The organism is Halovibrio variabilis, assembly GCF_007991175.1.
In the GTDB taxonomy this organism is placed as follows: Bacteria; Pseudomonadota; Gammaproteobacteria; order Pseudomonadales; family Halomonadaceae; genus Vreelandella; species Vreelandella variabilis.
Genome location: NZ_BJXV01000006.1, coordinates 145,565 through 162,886, shown reverse-complemented (window position 1 = coordinate 162,886; position 17,322 = coordinate 145,565). Strand labels below are relative to the sequence as shown.

Sequence of the window (17,322 nt, the reverse complement as noted above, 5' to 3'; positions counted from 1 at the left end):
GGCGCCTAAGAAGGCGTTCTAGCAGCACAGGATACATTAGGTGAAACAGCAGGATATCACTTGTGTAGTAGGTGTGTAATTTTAGTATAAAGTGACCGGCCCTAGCCGAACTAACCGTTAAGAGATTTTTTGTTACATGAGCGAGCCCTTTACTACCTGGCAGGCCCGCTTTGAAAAGCTGCGCTCCAACAAGCTTTTCGAAGCGGTGGTGATTGCCATTATCGTTATCTCGGCCCTGGTGATCGGCGCAAAGACTTACGAAGAAACCACCCGGATTGAGCAATGGCTGAGCTATCTGGATATTGCCATCACCGTGTTTTTTCTGGTGGAGGTTTTAATTCGGATGGCCGCCGAGCGCACCTTGCGCGATTTTTTCAAGCGCGGCTGGAACATTTTCGACTTTCTGATTGTGACCGCCAGTTTGATCCCCATGGACGAATCGGAAATGGTCCTGTTGGCGCGGTTACTGCGGATTTTCCGGGTATTGCGCCTGGTGTCGATGATCCCCGAGCTACAGATGCTGCTCGGCGCCCTAGTGAAGTCGATACCGCGAATGGGCTATGTGGTCCTGCTGATGTTTATCATCTTCTATATTTACGCCGCCATTGGCAGCTTTTTGTTTGCCGATATCGATGAGTTCCTATGGGGGAATATTTCGACAGCGATGCTGACGTTGTTTCGCATTGCCACCTTTGAAGATTGGACAGACGTGATGTATGCCACTCAAGAGATGTATGCCTGGAGCTGGCTTTATTACCTGACCTTTATTTTTCTTACGGCGTTTATATTTCTCAATATGATGATCGGTATCGTATTGGATGTTATGCAGAAAGAGAGCGCGCAAATGGCGCTGGACAACGGCGAAGGCGAAGAAGCCGAGCTACAGTCGCTGCGCAATGATGTTCGCGGGCTGAAAACACAGCTTGACCGCATGGAGTCAGCCCTCGCTCAAGCATATTCGACAGCCCCCACGCACCAGAACGACGCGGGCAGTAAGTACAATAAGCCCACAACTGACTGATTTTAGGAGAGCCGCCATGATGTTGACTGACCCAGCCAAAAAGTACCGCCCCTTCGTGGCCGTTGATTTACCCGACCGGCAATGGCCAAGCCAGCGGATCGAAACGCCGCCTATCTGGTGCAGCGTTGACCTTCGAGACGGCAACCAGTCGCTGATCGACCCCATGGATCATGAGCGCAAGCAGCGCTTATTCGACCTGCTGCTCAGCGTTGGTTTTAAACAGATCGAAGTAGGCTTTCCCTCTGCGTCGCAAACCGATTTCGATTTTGTGCGCTCGTTGATCGAGCAAGACAAGATCCCCGGCGATGTGACCATTCAAGTCCTGACCCAGGCGCGCCCGCACTTGATCGAACGCACCTTTGAAGCTCTAAAAGGTGCTCAAAATGCCATCGTCCATGTTTATAACGCCACCGATCCAATGTTCCGTCGGGTGGTGTTCAACGTCGATAAGCCTGAGTGCGTGCAAATCGCCGTGGAGGCGACCCAGCAGATCCGCGCGCAGATGGAAAGCGCGCCGGAAACCAACTGGACGTTTCAGTACTCGCCGGAGCTTTTCACCACTACCGAGATGGACTTCGCCGTCGAGATTGTCGAAGCCGTTATGGATGCGTTTGAGCCGAGTGTTGAGAAGCGCATGATCGTTAACCTGCCGGCCACCGTGGAGGTCGCAACCCCCAATAACTACGCCGACCAAATTGAATGGTTCTGCCGCCACGTCAACAACCGTGATCATCTAATTGTCAGCGTTCACCCCCATAACGATCGCGGCACCGGTGTCGCGGCCGCTGAGCTGACGCTGATGGCAGGGGCTGACCGCGTTGAGGGTACGCTGTTCGGCAACGGCGAGCGTACCGGCAACGTCGATATCGTTACTCTGGCGATGAATATGTATACCCAGGGCGTTCACCCCCAGCTCGATTTTTCCAATATCACCCCGATCATGCGCGAAGTGGAGTATTGCAACCAGCTGCCGGTGCACCCGCGCCACCCCTACGTGGGGGACTTGGTATTTACCGCTTTCTCCGGCTCCCACCAGGACGCGATCAAAAAAGGCATGGCGGATCGCCGCGCGAATCCCGACGCGCTGTGGGATGTGCCCTATCTGCCGATTGACCCGCTGGACGTTGGCCGCAGCTACGAAGCCGTTATTCGGGTTAACAGCCAGTCTGGGAAGGGCGGCGTTTCTTATCTACTTGAGCAAGAGCACGGCATTGAGTTGCCACGTCGGCTATCTATTGAATTTAGCCAGGTAGTGCAGGAAGTGGCAGAGCGCACCGGTAAAGAAATCACCGCGCAGATGATTTATCAGGCGTTCGCTGACGAATACTTGGCGCAAAGCGCGCCCTTTGCACTAGTGAGCCACCGTTTGTCGTCCGAGCCCGACAGCCCCAAAGTCACGCTGGACGCCGTCATTGAAGAGAACGGCGCAAGGCAAACGCTCAGCGGCGAAGGCAACGGCCCGCTAGCCGCCTTTGTTAAAGCGCTGGCCGCCGCCGGGCACGATGTGGAAATTATCGACTACCATGAACACTCCCGCGGTCAGGGCGCCGATGCCGAAGCCATCGCCTACGTGGAAGTGCGCATTGATGGTAAAGCGGTGTTTGGGGTAGGCACCGATGAGAGCATTACCAGCGCCTCCATGAAAGGCGTCCTGAGTGCTATCAATCGCCACCATTCGACCCAGGCGCCCGCCGCCAATGTCACGGCGGAGACGTTGGGGTAGCCAGATAGCGTTTTAAGCCCTATAGGCTGACCCTAATGCTTAACTCAGCGTTCGGGCCTGGTGTTACTGTCGCTTTCCGACACTAGGCTCTCGAGTACCTCGCGAATCTCGCTGGTTTCCAGCGTTTCGCGCTCCTCTAGGGCTGATGCCAGCGCATCCAGCGCTTTGCGGTTTTCTTCGAGCAGTTGGCGGCCGCGATCCTCAAGGCGGTTGAGCAGTTCGCGCACTTCCTCGTCAACCAGGCTTGCCGTAGCGTCGCCAAACTCGCGCGGCTGGCCTATTTCCTTGCCCAGGAAGACGTGTTCCTGGCTTTGCGCGAAGGCCACCGGGCCAATGCGGTGATTCATGCCCCAGCGGCCCACCATGCGCCGGGCGGTCTGGGTGGCCTGCTCGATATCGTTTTCGGCACCGCTTGAGACTTCGTCAAACACGATTGACTCGGCCAGGCGGCCGCCGAACATGACCGTGATGCGGTCGCGCAGGTAGGCTTCTCCCAGGTTGTGGCGTTCTTCGTCAGGCATCTGGGCAGTGACCCCGAGTGCCTGGCTGCGGGGTAGCACGGTGACCTTTTCCAGCGGATCCGCTTTTGGCAGTAAATAGGCAAGCAGGGCATGACCCGCTTCGTGGTAGGCCACGATATGGTGCTCTTCGTCTGACAAACCCACGTCTTTGGCCTGGCCTAAAAGCTCGCGGTCACGAGCGTCCGAGAAGCAGCGCCAGTCAATCGTATCCTGTTGACGCCGCCCGGCTTGCAAGGCGGCTTCGTTGGCTAGATTGGCTAAGTCAGCGCCGGAGAAACCCACGGTCATACTGGCAAGGCGTTCAAGGTCCACGTCGTCGGCGAGCGGCATTTTGCGGGTGTGCACCTCAAGTATATGTTGTCGGGCATGGCGATTGGGGTTTTCCAGCGTCACTTTGCGATCAAAGCGCCCCGGCCGCAAAAGCGCTTTATCCAGCACGTCAGGCCGGTTGGTGGCTGCCAATACGACCACCGAATCGTCTTTTTCGAAACCGTCGAGTTCGGCGAGAATCTGGTTAAGCGTCTGCTCGCGTTCATCGTGGCCGCCGCCCATGCCTGCGCCGCGAGTACGGCCGATGGAATCGAGCTCATCGATAAATACCACCGAGGGCGCTTGTTTTTTGGCTTCCTTGAACAGGTCACGCACCCGAGAGGCGCCCACGCCGACGAACATCTCAATGAATTCAGAACCGCTGATGGAGAAGAAGGGCACCTCGGCTTCGCCAGCCACGGCCTTGCCGAGCAGCGTTTTGCCGGTCCCGGGTGGCCCCATCATCAGCACGCCGCAAGGAATCCTCGCGCCCAGGGAACGGTAGCGGTCGGGATTCTTGAGAAAATCGATGACCTCGGTGACCTCGCGTTTGGCGTTTTCGGAGCCAGCGACATCGTCTAGACGAACGTCGCTGTCTTCGCTTTGCACCTGACGGGCCTGAGATTTGCCCATGTTAAAGAGGCCGCCACCGCCAGCCATCATGCGCTGTTGCATGCGCCCCCAAAACCAGAACAGTAGCCCCAGAATAAGTATCCAGGGTAGTGCTCTGACCAATATCTGCTGCCACCAGGGCGGCTCCACCGGGCGGGCAGCCACTTGGATACCGTTTTGCTCCAGACGCTCAAGCAGGCGCTCGCTCTCAATCACAGGGCGCGTGGTTTCGAAGGTCTCGGCGTCACCGACGTCCATAGCCCCGCGGCCGGCTTCGGTGAAGCTGCCTTCCACCGATTGCCCACGCAGGGTCACCTCATCAATATGACCGTTTTCTACCGCTGCGAGAAAGTCGGAGTAGGCCAGATCCACCTGCACCGGCTGTTCTACGTCCTGCAGGTAATAGAAAAGTAACAGGATGGCAAACGTCATCCAGACAAACAGCCCCCACTGATTGGGCTGCCTGTCCTGGGGAGGTTTGCGCATAGAGAAAGGGTCCATGGAGCGGTCGGAGTCTTTCGGTTGCGAATTTGAATCCTGTGAGGCGTTGTTTCTGAAAAGACGTGAAGAGAGAGTTGGTCGTGTCATCGCAGGCTCACTAAGGTAAAAGGTTTGTCATTTACACGATTGTTTTAGGATGCTGATTACAAAGTAGCCCCTGAGCATAAAGCTCAGAGGCTCCAATCGCGTCTACACCAAGCGCCGAGGAATACGGTAGTCCCAAGTGTTGCAGAAGATACGCTGGCACCCCTCGTAGGCATCCAGCGTGGCATGCACCTTGAAGTTCTCGGCATCCGAGGTGATCACGCAATAAGTCACGGTACTTATTTCCCAATCACCGCGCTTTAGCGACCGATGCCAGCGAGTCTCGCCGCGGATGGATTCAAAGTCATCATCCCAGGAACTATAGTTTTCTTCGGCCCGGGTCTGTACTTCAAGCCCCGAATCATCAAGCCGTATACGTCCAGCATCGTTGATCACTTCAAGCGTTGAGACATCCTCTGCCAGATCGCGATGCACGCACCAGTTGTGGTAGGAGGGTTCAAGGCGGGTAGACTCGATAGTGGGCGCGCCTTCTGGTTCCTCGAAGGGGCGTACATCGGCATCCTCGGTTCTAGGCTCGCGCATGGGCAGGTTGAGCACGCTGCCTTGATCCTTAATCGAGAGGCGTACATGTTCGGGCGATGGCCAGGCGATGGGCCAGTAAGAGGTGGAGAGCGACAGGCGTAGCCGATGCCCACGGGGGAATACCTGCGCCACGTCGTTGAGCTGCACGCGCACGTTATAAAAGCGTCCCGGCTCCAACGGTTCCGGATTCTTGTGGCTGTCGCGGTGGGTCAGGTTAAGCAGGCCGTAGGTGACCCGTGTGGCTTTGCCATCTGGGGCGACGTCAGAAAGCCGAACCGCGATCATGGCCACCGCTTTATCCGCGGCGATTTCAAGGTTTACCTCTGGCGCACCCATCATCTCAGTATCTTGATCAAGCGGCAGGGTATCGAAGGTTAACGCACCGCCATCCTCCTCGCGCTGATCGTGGGCAAGGTCAGGGCCAGCGGCATAGGAACACCATTTGCCGGCGTAGAGACCGCAGCTAAGCGGCGACTGCACGCTCATCACCGCCGCGTCCCCGGCGGGCTGTTCTTCTTCCAGCAACTGCCCCGGTGATAGTGACAGCCGCCAATTATGGATATTGGGCGACGGCCAAACGGGCTCGGTGACCCAACGCCCCGGGCGTTGAGTATAGCGGGTAGTAGGTGGCATGCTTTCCTGCATCCAAACTCGCAGGGCGGGGTCGTCTTTCGCCCCCGTATCCTTACCCTTGAGCCATTGATCCCAAAAGCGCAGGCACTCTTGAAGAAAACCGATGGCGGGTCCTGGCTCGCCAAGGTGCGGATACTTGTGGCTCCATGGACCAATGAGCCCCTTACACTGACCGGGCAAGGCCTCCACCAGACGCGAGACGGCATTAGAGTAGCCGTCGGCCCAACCGCTAGCTGCCAGTACCGGTACTTTGACCCGAGCAATATCCTCGCACACTGAGCCGTGCTCCCAGTAGGCATCCCGATGCGAGTGTTCAAGCCAGGTGGCAAGCCAGGGGCGCAGGCCCTTGAGGCGTTCACGCCACATCTCCCGCCAGCGCTCACCCACAATTGAAGGATCTGGCGGCAACGAGTTGTAGGCGAACATGGTTGAGGCCCAGGAGAGGTTGTCGCCCAGCATGCAGCCGCCCATGTAGTGCACATCATCAGTATAGCGGTCGTCCGTTGAACAGATGGTGATCACGCCTTTGAGCTCGGGTGGCTGACGATAGGCCAGCTGTAGGCCATTAAAACCACCCCAGGAAATGCCGATCATTCCCACATTGCCATCGCACCAGGGCTGGTCGGCAAGCCAGGCAAGGATGTCCTCGCCGTCTTGGAGCTCTTGTTCTAAGTACTCGTCGTAAAGCACACCTTCCGAGTCGCCGGTGCCGCGAATATCCACCCGGACCGAGACATAGCCATGGCCGGCAAAATAGTGGTGGTGAATGGCATCGCGCAGCGCTGAACCGTCGCGTAAACGATAAGGGATGTACTCCAGAATGGCTGGCACTGGTGCCTGTTCGGCCCCTTCGGGTTTCCAGATACGGGCATTGAGGCGGGTGCCGTCTCTCATGAGAATCCATACCGGATCAATGCACTCCACGTCGTGGGGAAACTCGCTCACCACTTTCATGATTTCTCCTCATCTATTGGATCGATCTCGAAAGGCAGCATTGCCATACAGCGTTCGATGTTGGCGTCGAGCTGTGCCTTGTTCTCGCCACCGATAAAGACCACGGCTAGCTCATAAGAGAAAGAGTCCTGATGAAGCAGCTTGGACAGACGCTTACCTTCCTCTACTTCCAGGTTGACCTTGGTGCCGGGAAAGGTTTCCTCTACCTTACGGATCTCTTCCTGGGTGGGAATCCGCTTGACGATGCCGTCCTCGAATACCCGGATCATCTGCTTAGCGGCGATGTTATAGCGCCCTTCGCCTTTGGGCATGCGGGTGTCGATACCGATGGCTACATCCACCATGACTTGGAAGTGGGGCGCGCCGTCAACCAACTGAAAAATGGCCGCATGGGAACGCGATAGTCGTGAGTTGACCTCAAGGAGGCGAAGTTCGTCGCTGTCGCGGTGGTAGTAGTACTCGATGTTGAACGGCGAATCATCGAAGCCGAAATGGCGCATTACCTTAGCGGAAATAGTGAAGATCCGCTGCTGTACTTCCTGCGGCAGACGAGAGGGGTAAATGTAGCGCATGAGTACCGAACGGTGCTTCTCATCGCGCTCGGTATCAATGAGCCCCGTCATATACGCCTCACCATTTTGCATGTAGCCCTCAATGGTGCACTGCTCGCCCTGGGAAATAATTGCCTCGGCGATGCAATGGTACCCGGTCACCTTGGCGATCTCTTCGGGGGCGCTGGTATAGGCCATGACCTCTTCAAAGGGCCGAGCGAAGCTGCCGATTTTATCGCGGATTTTGGGGATGGCGTTACGCAACTGATCGGCGTTCTCAATCATAAACCCGAGGTGCGAGGAGTGAGCCTTGATAGGCTTGATCCAGAAGGGATAGTCAATGTGAATCTGCGCTACCGGATCGTCGCCGAAGGGGTCTACGACCTGGAAGTCGGGCACACATTCGGGCGCTACCTTCGCTTGCTCAACCCGGCTCCAGTACTTGTGTTCACACTTAAGCACGGCTTCAAGGCTTGGCCCGGGTAAGTTAAAGCGTTGGCGTAGCACTGGCGCCAGTGCCGTGGTGGGGAAGTCCCAGTATCCGACGATAGCGTCTGGCGATACCTCGGCATGTTCGATCTCCTTTACCGCATCCTCCACCAGCTGGTCAAAATGGTAATTGCGGGCGTAAACCACCTCGTTCAGCGGCAGCAGAGGGTAAAACGCGTAGTTATCCGCGTACTTTAGCTCTGGAGTGAGACGCTTTCCCAAGTCGTCGTAACCAATTACAAATACATTCCATTTCATGGTGTGTCCTTACTTTTCTGGAATTCACTATAGAAAAGGTGGTCGATGGTTTCGAATGCAGCAAGTTGGATTGCGAACGGCCCCTTTTAATACGGTCCCTTTCAATATAGGCGTAAGAAGACACCAATGGCTGAAGAAGTTTGCTATCAAGTTTGACTGTTCTAGAGGCACTATAGGAAATCATGTGGCGTGTGGATTCTGTGGATGTCCATTTGGTAATCACACCGCTGTTATGACTGCTAGTGCCGATGATGCGGCTGTGTTGCAAGAACGCTAATAAAACGTTAGCTAAGCGTGTCCATAAGCAGGGTGATGACGTCGTCTGAAAAGCTGCTGGGTTATATTGACAGCCGTATGCAGCACTGCCGGGGCAAGCCATAGCTTGCCCCGGCGACGAGAATGGTTATTCTTCGTAGGGCGTGATTTGGACATCAACAGGCTCGTGGCGATTGAGCATCTCTTGTGCTTCACGCTGGCCGGGGTCGGGTACGATTACCTTGACCACGTTAGCGTCTTTATCGAAAAATACTTTTTCCCGTGGAAAATCCATGGATATCAGCTCGTCGTAGGCGTTGACGGCTTGCATAGTGCTATTGTAAGTGGCGGAAACGACTTGGGTCATGGCATCCTCCATTGATATCGGTTTTGTTTGAAAACGAACGTCATGTCCGGTTATTGATAAGGGAAGGCAGGATTTTCTTGCCTGCGCCTGCTTTTAGCGTAGTCCAAGAAGCATAGGGGTGCCCAGGCATCAGTTATCACCCCCTGCTGCCATTAGTACTGGTACTTGTATTTCAAGAACGCTAATTCGTGCGCATCGTTGTAGTAGGGTAACGGGACGAGCCAGTAGCTCGCCCCGTTAACTAGATCGATTATTCAGGTAACGCATAGACCGCGATCTGGTCACCGACCTGATCTTTCAAAATGGTATTGCCGCCTGCCACAAAGGCGACATATTGACGACCCTCATACTCATAAACCGCAGGATTTGAGACAGAGGGCGCTTCGACCTGATCCGACCACAGCTCCTCACCGGTTTCGAGGGAGTAGGCACGTACCTTGGCATCCATGGACGCGCCAATAAACACGACACCGCCAGCGGTTATCGCCGGGCCGCCGATGGTGGGTGACCCCCAACTTTCGGGCATAAAGAAGCCATATTGTTGCGATGCCCCCATGGGGCGACGCCATTTAACATCGCCAGTGGTCATATCCAGAGCGACGAGTTCACCGAAGGGCGGTTCCCAGCAGGGCATGCCTAGCCAGTTCTGAGCGATTTCAAGCCGAATTCCATAAGGAGCGCCTTCCTGGGATGCAAAACCACTCTCATTACCTGATGCTCTTTCGGCTGACTCATAAGCCTCTCGATCATAGAGTTTCAGAGTTTGCACAATATGCGAGGTGTTGACGAGGGCGGTTTGGCTTTCAGGATCAAACGCGACGCCACCCCACTGCACACCGCCGGCAGTGATTGGGTAACCAAGCGTCCCTTCGCCTTCAGTTGTGGGAGGCGTGTATAGTCCCTCATACCAGAGGTTCTCCCAGAGTGCCGAGCATTCACCAAAGCCGACAGCATCGGCTAGCGCCCATACGTCGGGTTTTTCCGACTGGTCAAGTAATGGTGCTGGTTTGGTAGGGAATGGCTGTGTCGGGGCGTAGACTTCACCTTCGACGTTTCCATCGCCTTGAGGTACAGAACGCTCTTCAATCGGCCATACGTCTTCGCCCGTCTCGCGATTCACCACAAACAAAAAGCCCATTTTGGTCGCCTGGACCAGTGCTGGAACCTCCTCGCCATCCACGGTGATGTCCATCAGCGTTGGGGCGGCGTTAATGTCGTAATCCCAGATATCGTGATGGACCCACTGACGTGACCAGACCACTTCACCAGTCTCGATATCCAAGGCAGTGGTCGAGGTAGCTAACGGCACTTCTTCGGTACGATTACCACCCCAAAAGTTCGGTGAGGGAGAGGAGACGGGCAAATAGACCAAACCGAGTTCCTCGTCGGCGGACATATGCGTCCAGACATTGGCGGTGCCGCTCTGTTCGCGCATCTCGTCACTCAGCGCCTGGAAGGTCCATTCCTGTTCGCCGGTACGCGCATTGATAGAAAAAACGGTGCCCGGTGGTGCCTGTTCATACGCCCAGTCCATTCCCGCCCAGCCAAGAATCAAACGATCACCGACCACGGTGGGGGGCTGCAACAGCGACAACGGCCACTTTTCGTTGGTGTCGTTCCACTGATTGACGTTAAGCACGCCGTTATCGGCAAATCCTTCGCAGCGTTCGCCGCTATCGGCATCAAGCGCAAAAAGCTGGGCGTCCATGGTGCCCATATAGACAATTTTCTGGCAAGACTCGCCCGCCACTGGATTGTCGGCCTGCCAATAGGCGACACCGCGATTCTTCAAGACAGGCTGGGTCAGTGCTTCCAGAGAAGATTGAGTATCAAAACTCCACTTTTCTTCACCCGTGGCTGGGTTGAGCGCAAGAAGCCGATAAAAAGGAGTGCCGACATAGAGCGTGTCATTGGCGAATACGGGAGTGGCAGACCAAACAGTGGCGGGTAATTCGCCCGAGCCGTCGGCAACATCTCCCGTATGCACTTCCCAGACTTTATTCAGCTCACCTACATTATCGGCATTGATCTGGTCAAGCGGGCTATATTTCTGGGCGTTAAGCTGGCCGTGGAAGCTGTCCCAGGTTGGCTCGCCGGGAACCAGCGGAATAGGGGCGGCGCTAGTCGCTTCTTCCTGTGTGGCGTTCTCTTGCTCTCCTGGCGATGCCTGTTCATCTGTCTGTGCTTGAGCAGTGGGTTGCTCCGTATTTACTGACGGCTCCTGGGCGAGTAGCGGCAAGGGCGTAAAGCCAATAGCCAGAGCGGTAATCGCGCCTAAACCCGAGGTAACAAATTTAAACGGAGTGCTCGGGGCGGATAATAAAGTTGGCATGGGCAGCTCCTTAGGTGTGGGTTAGACGGGCGTGACGTGCTGGGCGAACCATATCCACAATCAAACCGATCAGGCCGAGCACCATGGCAACGCCAATCCACCACTGATGGAGCAGCATTGCGACGAAAAATGTACCGGCAAGCCCTAGCAGAATAAGCCCTCGCAGTGTGAGGGAAGCCCCGCGCGTTTTGACTTGCATTAGCAATAGTGCCATCACCGCAAGAACGAAACAGGCCACAATGGCAACCAGTGCCCCGAGTGTTCCCGTGACCCCGGTCAGTGGTGTGAAATAGGCGTACAGAGCGATTGCAAGCCCGGCGAGTGAGGCTATCAGAAGGACGATAGCGCCCGATTTGGATGAGAGAGGTAACGACATAACGTGTTGGCCTCCTGGTGATTGAGGTAGCCAACATTGAGGCTAAGTCAATGTCGGAAATCATTAGCCCTATAACTTTAGCAGAAAACGATGCTTTTACGACCTTAGTAGGCCACTTTAAAGATGCTAAAAAAACCCACTTTCGGCGTTATTACTTCTGCAAGTGCGCCGTTAGTGGGCTTTGAACCATTTCCAATGACATTATGACCTAGAGGCTTTTGAGAACAGTTAAGCAGGTTGCTGGTTTTAGGCGGTCTGGGTTTTCAACCACCCCCGCCAGCCACCAAATTCGCTGATGTCTTCTGCTGCGCCACCTTCATTGAGCGCCCCTGCGGTGCAGATAAAGCCGCACTTCCAGCTACCGTCGGCAAGTTCCACCTGGCCTAAGCCGAGGGGAGCGGGAATACCCGCTAAAAAGCTGCCCAGCGTCTCAATCGGCAAACGCCACACTTCCACTTCAATGGCCTGGCCGTTGGCATCGCGTACCATCGCCGGGCGTTTGGGTGGCCCGCCTGCCAGAGCAAACAGCTTGTAGTGCGGCGCGCTATGAGTGCTGCTAACCAGTACACCACCGCGTTCAGTCAGTTGATGGTTAAGCGGCAAGCCTTGCAGGTGTGCACCGCACGCGACTAGCTCCATGGTGCCGTCTTGGGCATTGGTTAATGGCGCCGGCAGCGCCGGATGGACAACGCCAGTGGCACCTAATGGCAGCATTAAGCGGGCTTCGAGGGCGCGGCCCAGGGAGAGCAGTTTTAAATCGTCGAATACCGGCCCAAACAGCGTGACGCCTACCGGCAGATCTCGCTCAGTAAAGCCTATCGGAACGGCCAGGGCGCTGTAGTCGAGCAGGTTCATAAAGTTGGTCCAGGTACCCAGGCGTGAATTCACGCCGATGGGGTCCGCCGCCACGTCGGCCTTGGTGGGATGGGTCACCGTGGTGGGCGAGAGCATCACATCTACTTGGCTGATGAGCGCGTCGGCCTGACGCTTATACTCGGCGAGCTTATAGCGGGCATCAAAGGCATCTACCGCCAGCGGGGTGGCCCCGCCCTGGGTGATCTGAAAAGTGACCGGATGCACCGCCTCCGGGTGGCTCTCCATCAAATCGCGAATCACATGGTAGCGCTCGGCTACCCAGGGGCCTTCATAAAGTAAGCGCGCTGCGGCCAGCAACGGCGCGCAGTCGAGCTCGACTTTCTCGCCACCAAGCGCTTCCAGCTCGGCAACCGCCTGGTGCATGCCTTGGGTGTACGCTGCATCGGTTTGCCACTGGGATTGCGTCGGCACACCAAAGCGAAACGCAGCAGGCGCTTTGCCGTAGCGCTTACCGTGCACGGCAAAATCGTGACGGCGCGACCAAGCGCATTGATCATCGTAGGCAGCGGTAATGTCGAACACTTTCGCCGCATCGTCGGCGGTGAGGGTAAACAGGCTGATAGTGTCTAGCGTCGCGCAGGCGGGTACCACGCCTCGGGTGCTAAGCAGCCCCAGGCTGGGCTTAACGCCGTATAAATTGTGGAAACAGGCAGGCACACGGCCGGAGCCGGCTGTATCGGTGCCCAGTGCAAAGCTCACCATACCCACAGCAGTGACCACCGCCGAGCCACTGCTGGAACCGCCGGGAATATAGTCGGGGTTAAAGGCGTTGGCCGGCACGCCGTAGTCACTCAAGGCGCGCTCACCCACCAAGCCGGTGGCGAACTGATCCAGATTGGTTTTACCCATGGGTATCGCGCCCGCATCGATCAACTGCTGCACCACAAAGGCGTTTTCGGTGGGCGTGTAGGCATAGGCCGGGCTGCCCACTGTGGTGGGAATGCCCGCCAAGTCGATGTTGTCCTTCATCGCAAAGGGGATTCCGTAAAGCGGTAACGTGTCAGGCGACTCACCTTCCAGGCGTTGCAGATAAGGGGCCAGCTGTTCACGACTTAAACGGGTAATCCAAGCGGGCTCGTTGCCGTGGGTGTCGGCTTGCGCCAGCAGTGCGTCGATTAACGTTGCAGGTGTTAAATCACCCTGCATATAGGCGGCATGGAGGTTTGTGATATCGAGTGCTAGGCGCTGTGTCATAAGGAAAATCCTATATTTATTAACCGTGGCAGAATGCTAAAAAGCGCTGTTCGTTGGTCAGTATCACGCCTACACCTCACTGCTAAGCACCACAATGGGCTGCCCGGGGGCAATCGACGCCCCTTCAGAAAGCGGCAGGCGAACAACGCGGCCATCACAGTGGGTGGTGATCTCGACTTCCATTTTCATCGACTCCACCACCGCTACCGGCTGGCCAGCCGTGACTTGGTCACTTTCTTCAACCAGTAACTTCCACAGGCTGCCGGTTACGGGGCTTTCGATGCCGATTTCGTTGTCATCAAGCGCTGTGACTTCGGCACTTTCCGGCGCCTGATCCTCAAAGGTGAACTGGCCATTGGCGCGCCAGGCGGCCATCTCCGCCTGGAAGGCGGCTTCGCGCTTGGCGCGGAAGGTCTCAATCGCCTCGGCGTTCTTGTCGATTTCGGCCTGGTAATCCGCCAGGCGAAAACGCGTTGTTTCAATGGGTAAGTCATACCGACCATGGGGGAAGTCGCGGCGAATCTGGGTTAGCTCGTCGTGGCTGACCTCGAAAAAGCGCAGCTGGTCAAAAAAGCGTAGCAGCCAGGGGTTTTCAAAGTGCTGCGTGGTGCGGTAGCGGTTCCACATCTGCAGCGTGCGACCGACAAACTGGTAGCCGCCAGGGCCTTCCATGCCATAAACGCACAGGTAGGCGCCGCCAATGCCCACGGAGTTTTCGGCGGTCCAGGTGCGCGCGGGGTTGTACTTGGTGGTCACCAGCCGTTGGCGCGGGTCAAGCGGGGTCGAAACAGGGGCGCCCAGGTAGACATCCCCCAGTCCCATCACCAGGTAGCGGGCATTAAAAACGATATCGCGCACTTCCTGTTCGCTTTCCAGGGCGTTGATGCGGCGAATAAAATCGAGATTGCTGGGGCACCAGGGGGCATCCGGGCGTACGCTGCGCTGGTATTTGTCGATGGCTTCCTGGCAGGCAGGGTCGTCCCAGGAGAGCGGCAGATGTACCACTCGCGACTCGACTTCCAGCGATTCCACGTCGATCAGCGCCTGCTCGGCGTTTTGCAGGTGGGCGAGCAGTTCATCCAGGGTCAGTTCCAATGGCTCATAGTGAATCTGCAGCGAGCGAATACCGGGAGTTAACTCGCGCAGGCCAGGTAGCAAGTGTTCCTGTAGCCACAGCATCCAGGCGTGTACCCGAAAGCGCAGGGCGATATCCAGCTCCATGGCGCCAAACTCGATGAGCAGAAAGTCATCCCCTGCGCGGCGGTAAATAATTCGCTCACCGGCCTGCTCGGCGGGCACATCGCGCAGGATGGGCGTGTCGCGCTCTTGCTGAATATCTTCAACAGGATTCGCTGTGAGGGTTTCCAATTGGGTGAGCTGGCGCACTTCCAGGGCGCGAGCAGTGGCCAAACTCACCGGCACAAAGCGTATGCTGTCACCGGCGGCGAGTTGACCCAGCTTCCAGCGCTCGGCGCGCACCACGGTGGCGGGGCACACAAAGCCGCCCAGCGATGGGCCATCGGGGCCGAGGATCACCGGCATATCGCCGGTAAAGTCGATAGTGCCAAAGGCGTAGGCGTTATCGTGGATATTGGAGGGGTGCAAGCCCGCTTCGCCGCCGTCGGCCCGTGCCCACGCCGGGCGGGGGCCAATCAGCCTGACGCCGGTGCGGCTGGAGTTGTAGTGGACCTCCCACTCATGGGCAAAGAATTGCTCGATATCGTCATCGGTAAAAAAGTCCGGCGCGCCGTGGGGGCCGTAAAGCACGGCTACCTGCCAGGTTTTACCCCCGTCTTGATGGCCGAAAGTGGGTCGTAATGCGTTATCAAGCTGAGCCGCTGAGATGGGTGCGAGCGCTGGCAAGTCGAGCATATCGCCGCTGCGCAGTGCGCGGCCGCCATGGCCGCCAAACTGGCCCAGGGTAAAGGTGCTACGCGAGCCTAAATAGCGCGGGCAATCAATGCCGCCGCGCACCAATAAATAGGCGCGAGCGCCCGCGGCGGCTTTGCCCAGCGTCAGCGTGGCACCGGCAGGAATATCCACTACCTGCCAAAAAGCTAGCGCTTCGCCATCCAGCGTGGCAGGCAGTTCGGCACCCGTCAGCACGATTTGTGTGGCATGGTGAAAGCGCAGCGTCGGGCCGGTGAGAGTGATTTCCAGCCCGGCGGCATCGGTGGGGTTGTCGAGCAGGCGGTTGCCCAGGCGAAACGACCAGTCATCAAAGGGCCCTGAGGGCGGCACGCCGACATCCCAGTGGCCCTGACGACCGGGGTAATCCTGAATCGTCGTCATTGTGCCGGGCGCCAACACTTCTATGGCGGGCGGCGCCCAATCCAGCGTTGTCAGCCAGTGGGTATCCAGGTCGGCGTCTTGAAAACGCTTGGCGCGCAGCACATGAGCAAGCCAGGTGCGGTTGGTGGTAATGCCATAAACGCTGGCGTTATTCAGCGTGTCCGCCAACTGCTCGATAGCGGCGCCACGGTCGTCGGCGTGAACAATCACCTTGGCCAGCATGGGGTCAAAAAGGGCAGAGATTTCCAGCCCGGCTTCGATAGCATGGTCGATGCGCAGGCCGTCCGCTTGGGGAAAATCGACCTCAGTCAGTAGCCCGGCGCTGGGACGAAAGTCATGAGCAGGGTCTTCGGCGTAAAGGCGCGCCTGAACCGCATGGCCGCTGGGGACGAGATCTTTAGTAAGTGACTCAAGATCGGGCAATTGTCCCGCGCCGAGTTTTACCATCCACTCGACGATATCAATGCCATACACCATCTCGGTAACGCCGTGCTCGACCTGAAGGCGGGTGTTCACTTCGAGAAAATAGAAGGCCTCACGCTGGGTATCGTAAATAAATTCGACGGTGCCGGCGCTGCGGTAGTTGACTGCTTTGCCCAGTTGAACCGCGGTGGCGTGCAGCGCCTGGCGAACGTGTTCCGGCAAATTGGGGGCCGGGCACTCCTCAAGTACTTTTTGGTGGCGGCGCTGGGTGGAGCAGTCACGCTCACCCAGAGCCACCACATTGCCGTGGCCGTCGCCAAACAGCTGCACTTCAATATGGCGGGCGCGGGCAATATAGGCCTCCAGAAACACGCCACCATCGCCAAAGTTACGCTCACCCAGGCCTTTGACCGAGTCAAAAGCGCGCTCAAGCTCGGCAGCGGTTTGGCACACTTGCATGCCAATACCGCCGCCACCGGCGGTGGATTTGAGCATTACCGGGTAGCCGATCTGTTCGGCGCTGGTGAGAGCGTCATCAACGCTGGCGAGAAGTTTGGAGCCGGGCACTAGCGGTACGCCGGCCTGTTCGGCAAGGGCGCGGGCCTGGTGTTTAAGGCCAAACCGTTCAATCTGCTCGGTAGTGGGGCCTAAAAAAGTGAGCCCAGCGGTGTCGCAAGCGTCGATAAAGCGGGTGTTTTCTGACAAAAAACCGTAGCCGGGATGCACCGCTTGGGCACCGCTCTGCTTGGCAATAGCGATCAGCTTGTCGATATTAAGATAGGTGTCGCTGGCGCCGCCCTCACCGAGTGGATAGGCCTCATCGGCTTGATGAACATAAGGCGCATCGCGGTCCGCATCGGCGTAAACCACCACGCTACCTACGCCTAGGGCTTTCAGGGTACGTAAAATACGCGCGGCAATAGCGCCGCGGTTGGCAATCAGGACTTTGCTAAACGTTGTATGGAGTGACATGGTATTGCCTGCAAACAAAGGCGGGCCGTCCCGCAG

At 57.1% G+C, this 17,322-nt stretch carries 10 protein-coding genes; 2 read left to right on the top strand and 8 right to left on the bottom strand.

Annotation, left to right across the window (positions count from 1 at the left end):
* The first annotated feature begins 136 nt into the window (after positions 1 to 136).
* Both HVA01_RS06485 and leuA read left to right on the top strand, forming a co-directional pair.
* Entirely contained in the window at positions 137 to 1,021 is an 885-nt protein-coding gene (locus tag HVA01_RS06485) for an ion transporter (protein WP_146874097.1), read from the top strand.
* Between the two features lie 16 nt (positions 1,022 to 1,037).
* Positions 1,038 to 2,744, top strand: a complete 1,707-nt coding sequence (gene leuA / locus HVA01_RS06480) for a 2-isopropylmalate synthase (RefSeq protein WP_146874095.1) — start codon at positions 1,038 to 1,040, stop codon at positions 2,742 to 2,744.
* A 44-nt stretch (positions 2,745 to 2,788) separates the two neighbouring features.
* On the opposite strand, the gene ftsH is transcribed toward leuA, so the two are convergent.
* From ftsH to uca, 8 genes are all read right to left on the bottom strand, one after another.
* On the bottom strand, positions 2,789 to 4,672 hold the full coding sequence (gene ftsH, locus HVA01_RS06475; protein WP_218031538.1) for an ATP-dependent zinc metalloprotease FtsH: 1,884 nt from the start codon (positions 4,670 to 4,672) through the stop codon (positions 2,789 to 2,791).
* 204 nt (positions 4,673 to 4,876) lie between these two features.
* Positions 4,877 to 6,901 (bottom strand): CocE/NonD family hydrolase, encoded by a 2,025-nt coding sequence (locus tag HVA01_RS06470; protein ID WP_146874092.1) that lies wholly within the window; start codon positions 6,899 to 6,901, stop codon positions 4,877 to 4,879.
* Positions 6,898 to 8,199, bottom strand: coding sequence for an ATP-grasp domain-containing protein (locus HVA01_RS06465; RefSeq protein ID WP_146874090.1), 1,302 nt, complete (start codon positions 8,197 to 8,199; stop codon positions 6,898 to 6,900). Before HVA01_RS06465 ends, HVA01_RS06470 begins: the two co-directional genes overlap by 4 nt.
* A 403-nt stretch (positions 8,200 to 8,602) precedes the next feature.
* Positions 8,603 to 8,821, bottom strand: coding sequence for a hypothetical protein (locus HVA01_RS06460; protein WP_146874088.1), 219 nt, complete (start codon positions 8,819 to 8,821; stop codon positions 8,603 to 8,605).
* Positions 8,822 to 9,071: 250 nt separating this feature from the next.
* Entirely contained in the window at positions 9,072 to 11,153 is a 2,082-nt protein-coding gene (locus tag HVA01_RS06455; RefSeq protein ID WP_146874086.1) for a pyrroloquinoline quinone-dependent dehydrogenase, read from the bottom strand.
* Between the two features lie 10 nt (positions 11,154 to 11,163).
* Positions 11,164 to 11,529 carry a hypothetical protein gene (locus tag HVA01_RS06450; protein WP_146874084.1) on the bottom strand — a complete coding sequence of 122 codons (366 nt, stop codon included), beginning with the start codon at positions 11,527 to 11,529 and terminating at the stop codon, positions 11,164 to 11,166.
* A 246-nt stretch (positions 11,530 to 11,775) separates the two neighbouring features.
* Entirely contained in the window at positions 11,776 to 13,599 is a 1,824-nt protein-coding gene (atzF, locus tag HVA01_RS06445; RefSeq protein WP_146874082.1) for an allophanate hydrolase, read from the bottom strand.
* Positions 13,600 to 13,668: 69 nt separating this feature from the next.
* The gene (gene uca, locus HVA01_RS06440) at positions 13,669 to 17,286 is read right to left on the bottom strand and encodes an urea carboxylase (RefSeq protein ID WP_146874080.1); all 3,618 of its coding nucleotides are present in this window, start codon (positions 17,284 to 17,286) and stop codon (positions 13,669 to 13,671) included.
* Positions 17,287 to 17,322 lie beyond the last annotated feature (36 nt).

What these genes read in the sequence shown, in the direction of transcription:
- HVA01_RS06485 (WP_146874097.1), top strand. Translation starts at nt 137, where the DNA reads ATGAGCGAGCCCTTTACTACCTGGCAGGCCCGCTTTGAAAAGCTGCGC.
- leuA (WP_146874095.1), top strand. Translation starts at nt 1,038, where the DNA reads ATGATGTTGACTGACCCAGCCAAAAAGTACCGCCCCTTCGTGGCCGTT.
- ftsH (WP_218031538.1), bottom strand. Translation starts at nt 4,672, where the DNA reads ATGCGCAAACCTCCCCAGGACAGGCAGCCCAATCAGTGGGGGCTGTTT.
- HVA01_RS06470 (WP_146874092.1), bottom strand. Translation starts at nt 6,901, where the DNA reads ATGAAAGTGGTGAGCGAGTTTCCCCACGACGTGGAGTGCATTGATCCG.
- HVA01_RS06465 (WP_146874090.1), bottom strand. Translation starts at nt 8,199, where the DNA reads ATGAAATGGAATGTATTTGTAATTGGTTACGACGACTTGGGAAAGCGT.
- HVA01_RS06460 (WP_146874088.1), bottom strand. Translation starts at nt 8,821, where the DNA reads ATGACCCAAGTCGTTTCCGCCACTTACAATAGCACTATGCAAGCCGTC.
- HVA01_RS06455 (WP_146874086.1), bottom strand. Translation starts at nt 11,153, where the DNA reads ATGCCAACTTTATTATCCGCCCCGAGCACTCCGTTTAAATTTGTTACC.
- HVA01_RS06450 (WP_146874084.1), bottom strand. Translation starts at nt 11,529, where the DNA reads ATGTCGTTACCTCTCTCATCCAAATCGGGCGCTATCGTCCTTCTGATA.
- atzF (WP_146874082.1), bottom strand. Translation starts at nt 13,599, where the DNA reads ATGACACAGCGCCTAGCACTCGATATCACAAACCTCCATGCCGCCTAT.
- uca (WP_146874080.1), bottom strand. Translation starts at nt 17,286, where the DNA reads ATGTCACTCCATACAACGTTTAGCAAAGTCCTGATTGCCAACCGCGGC.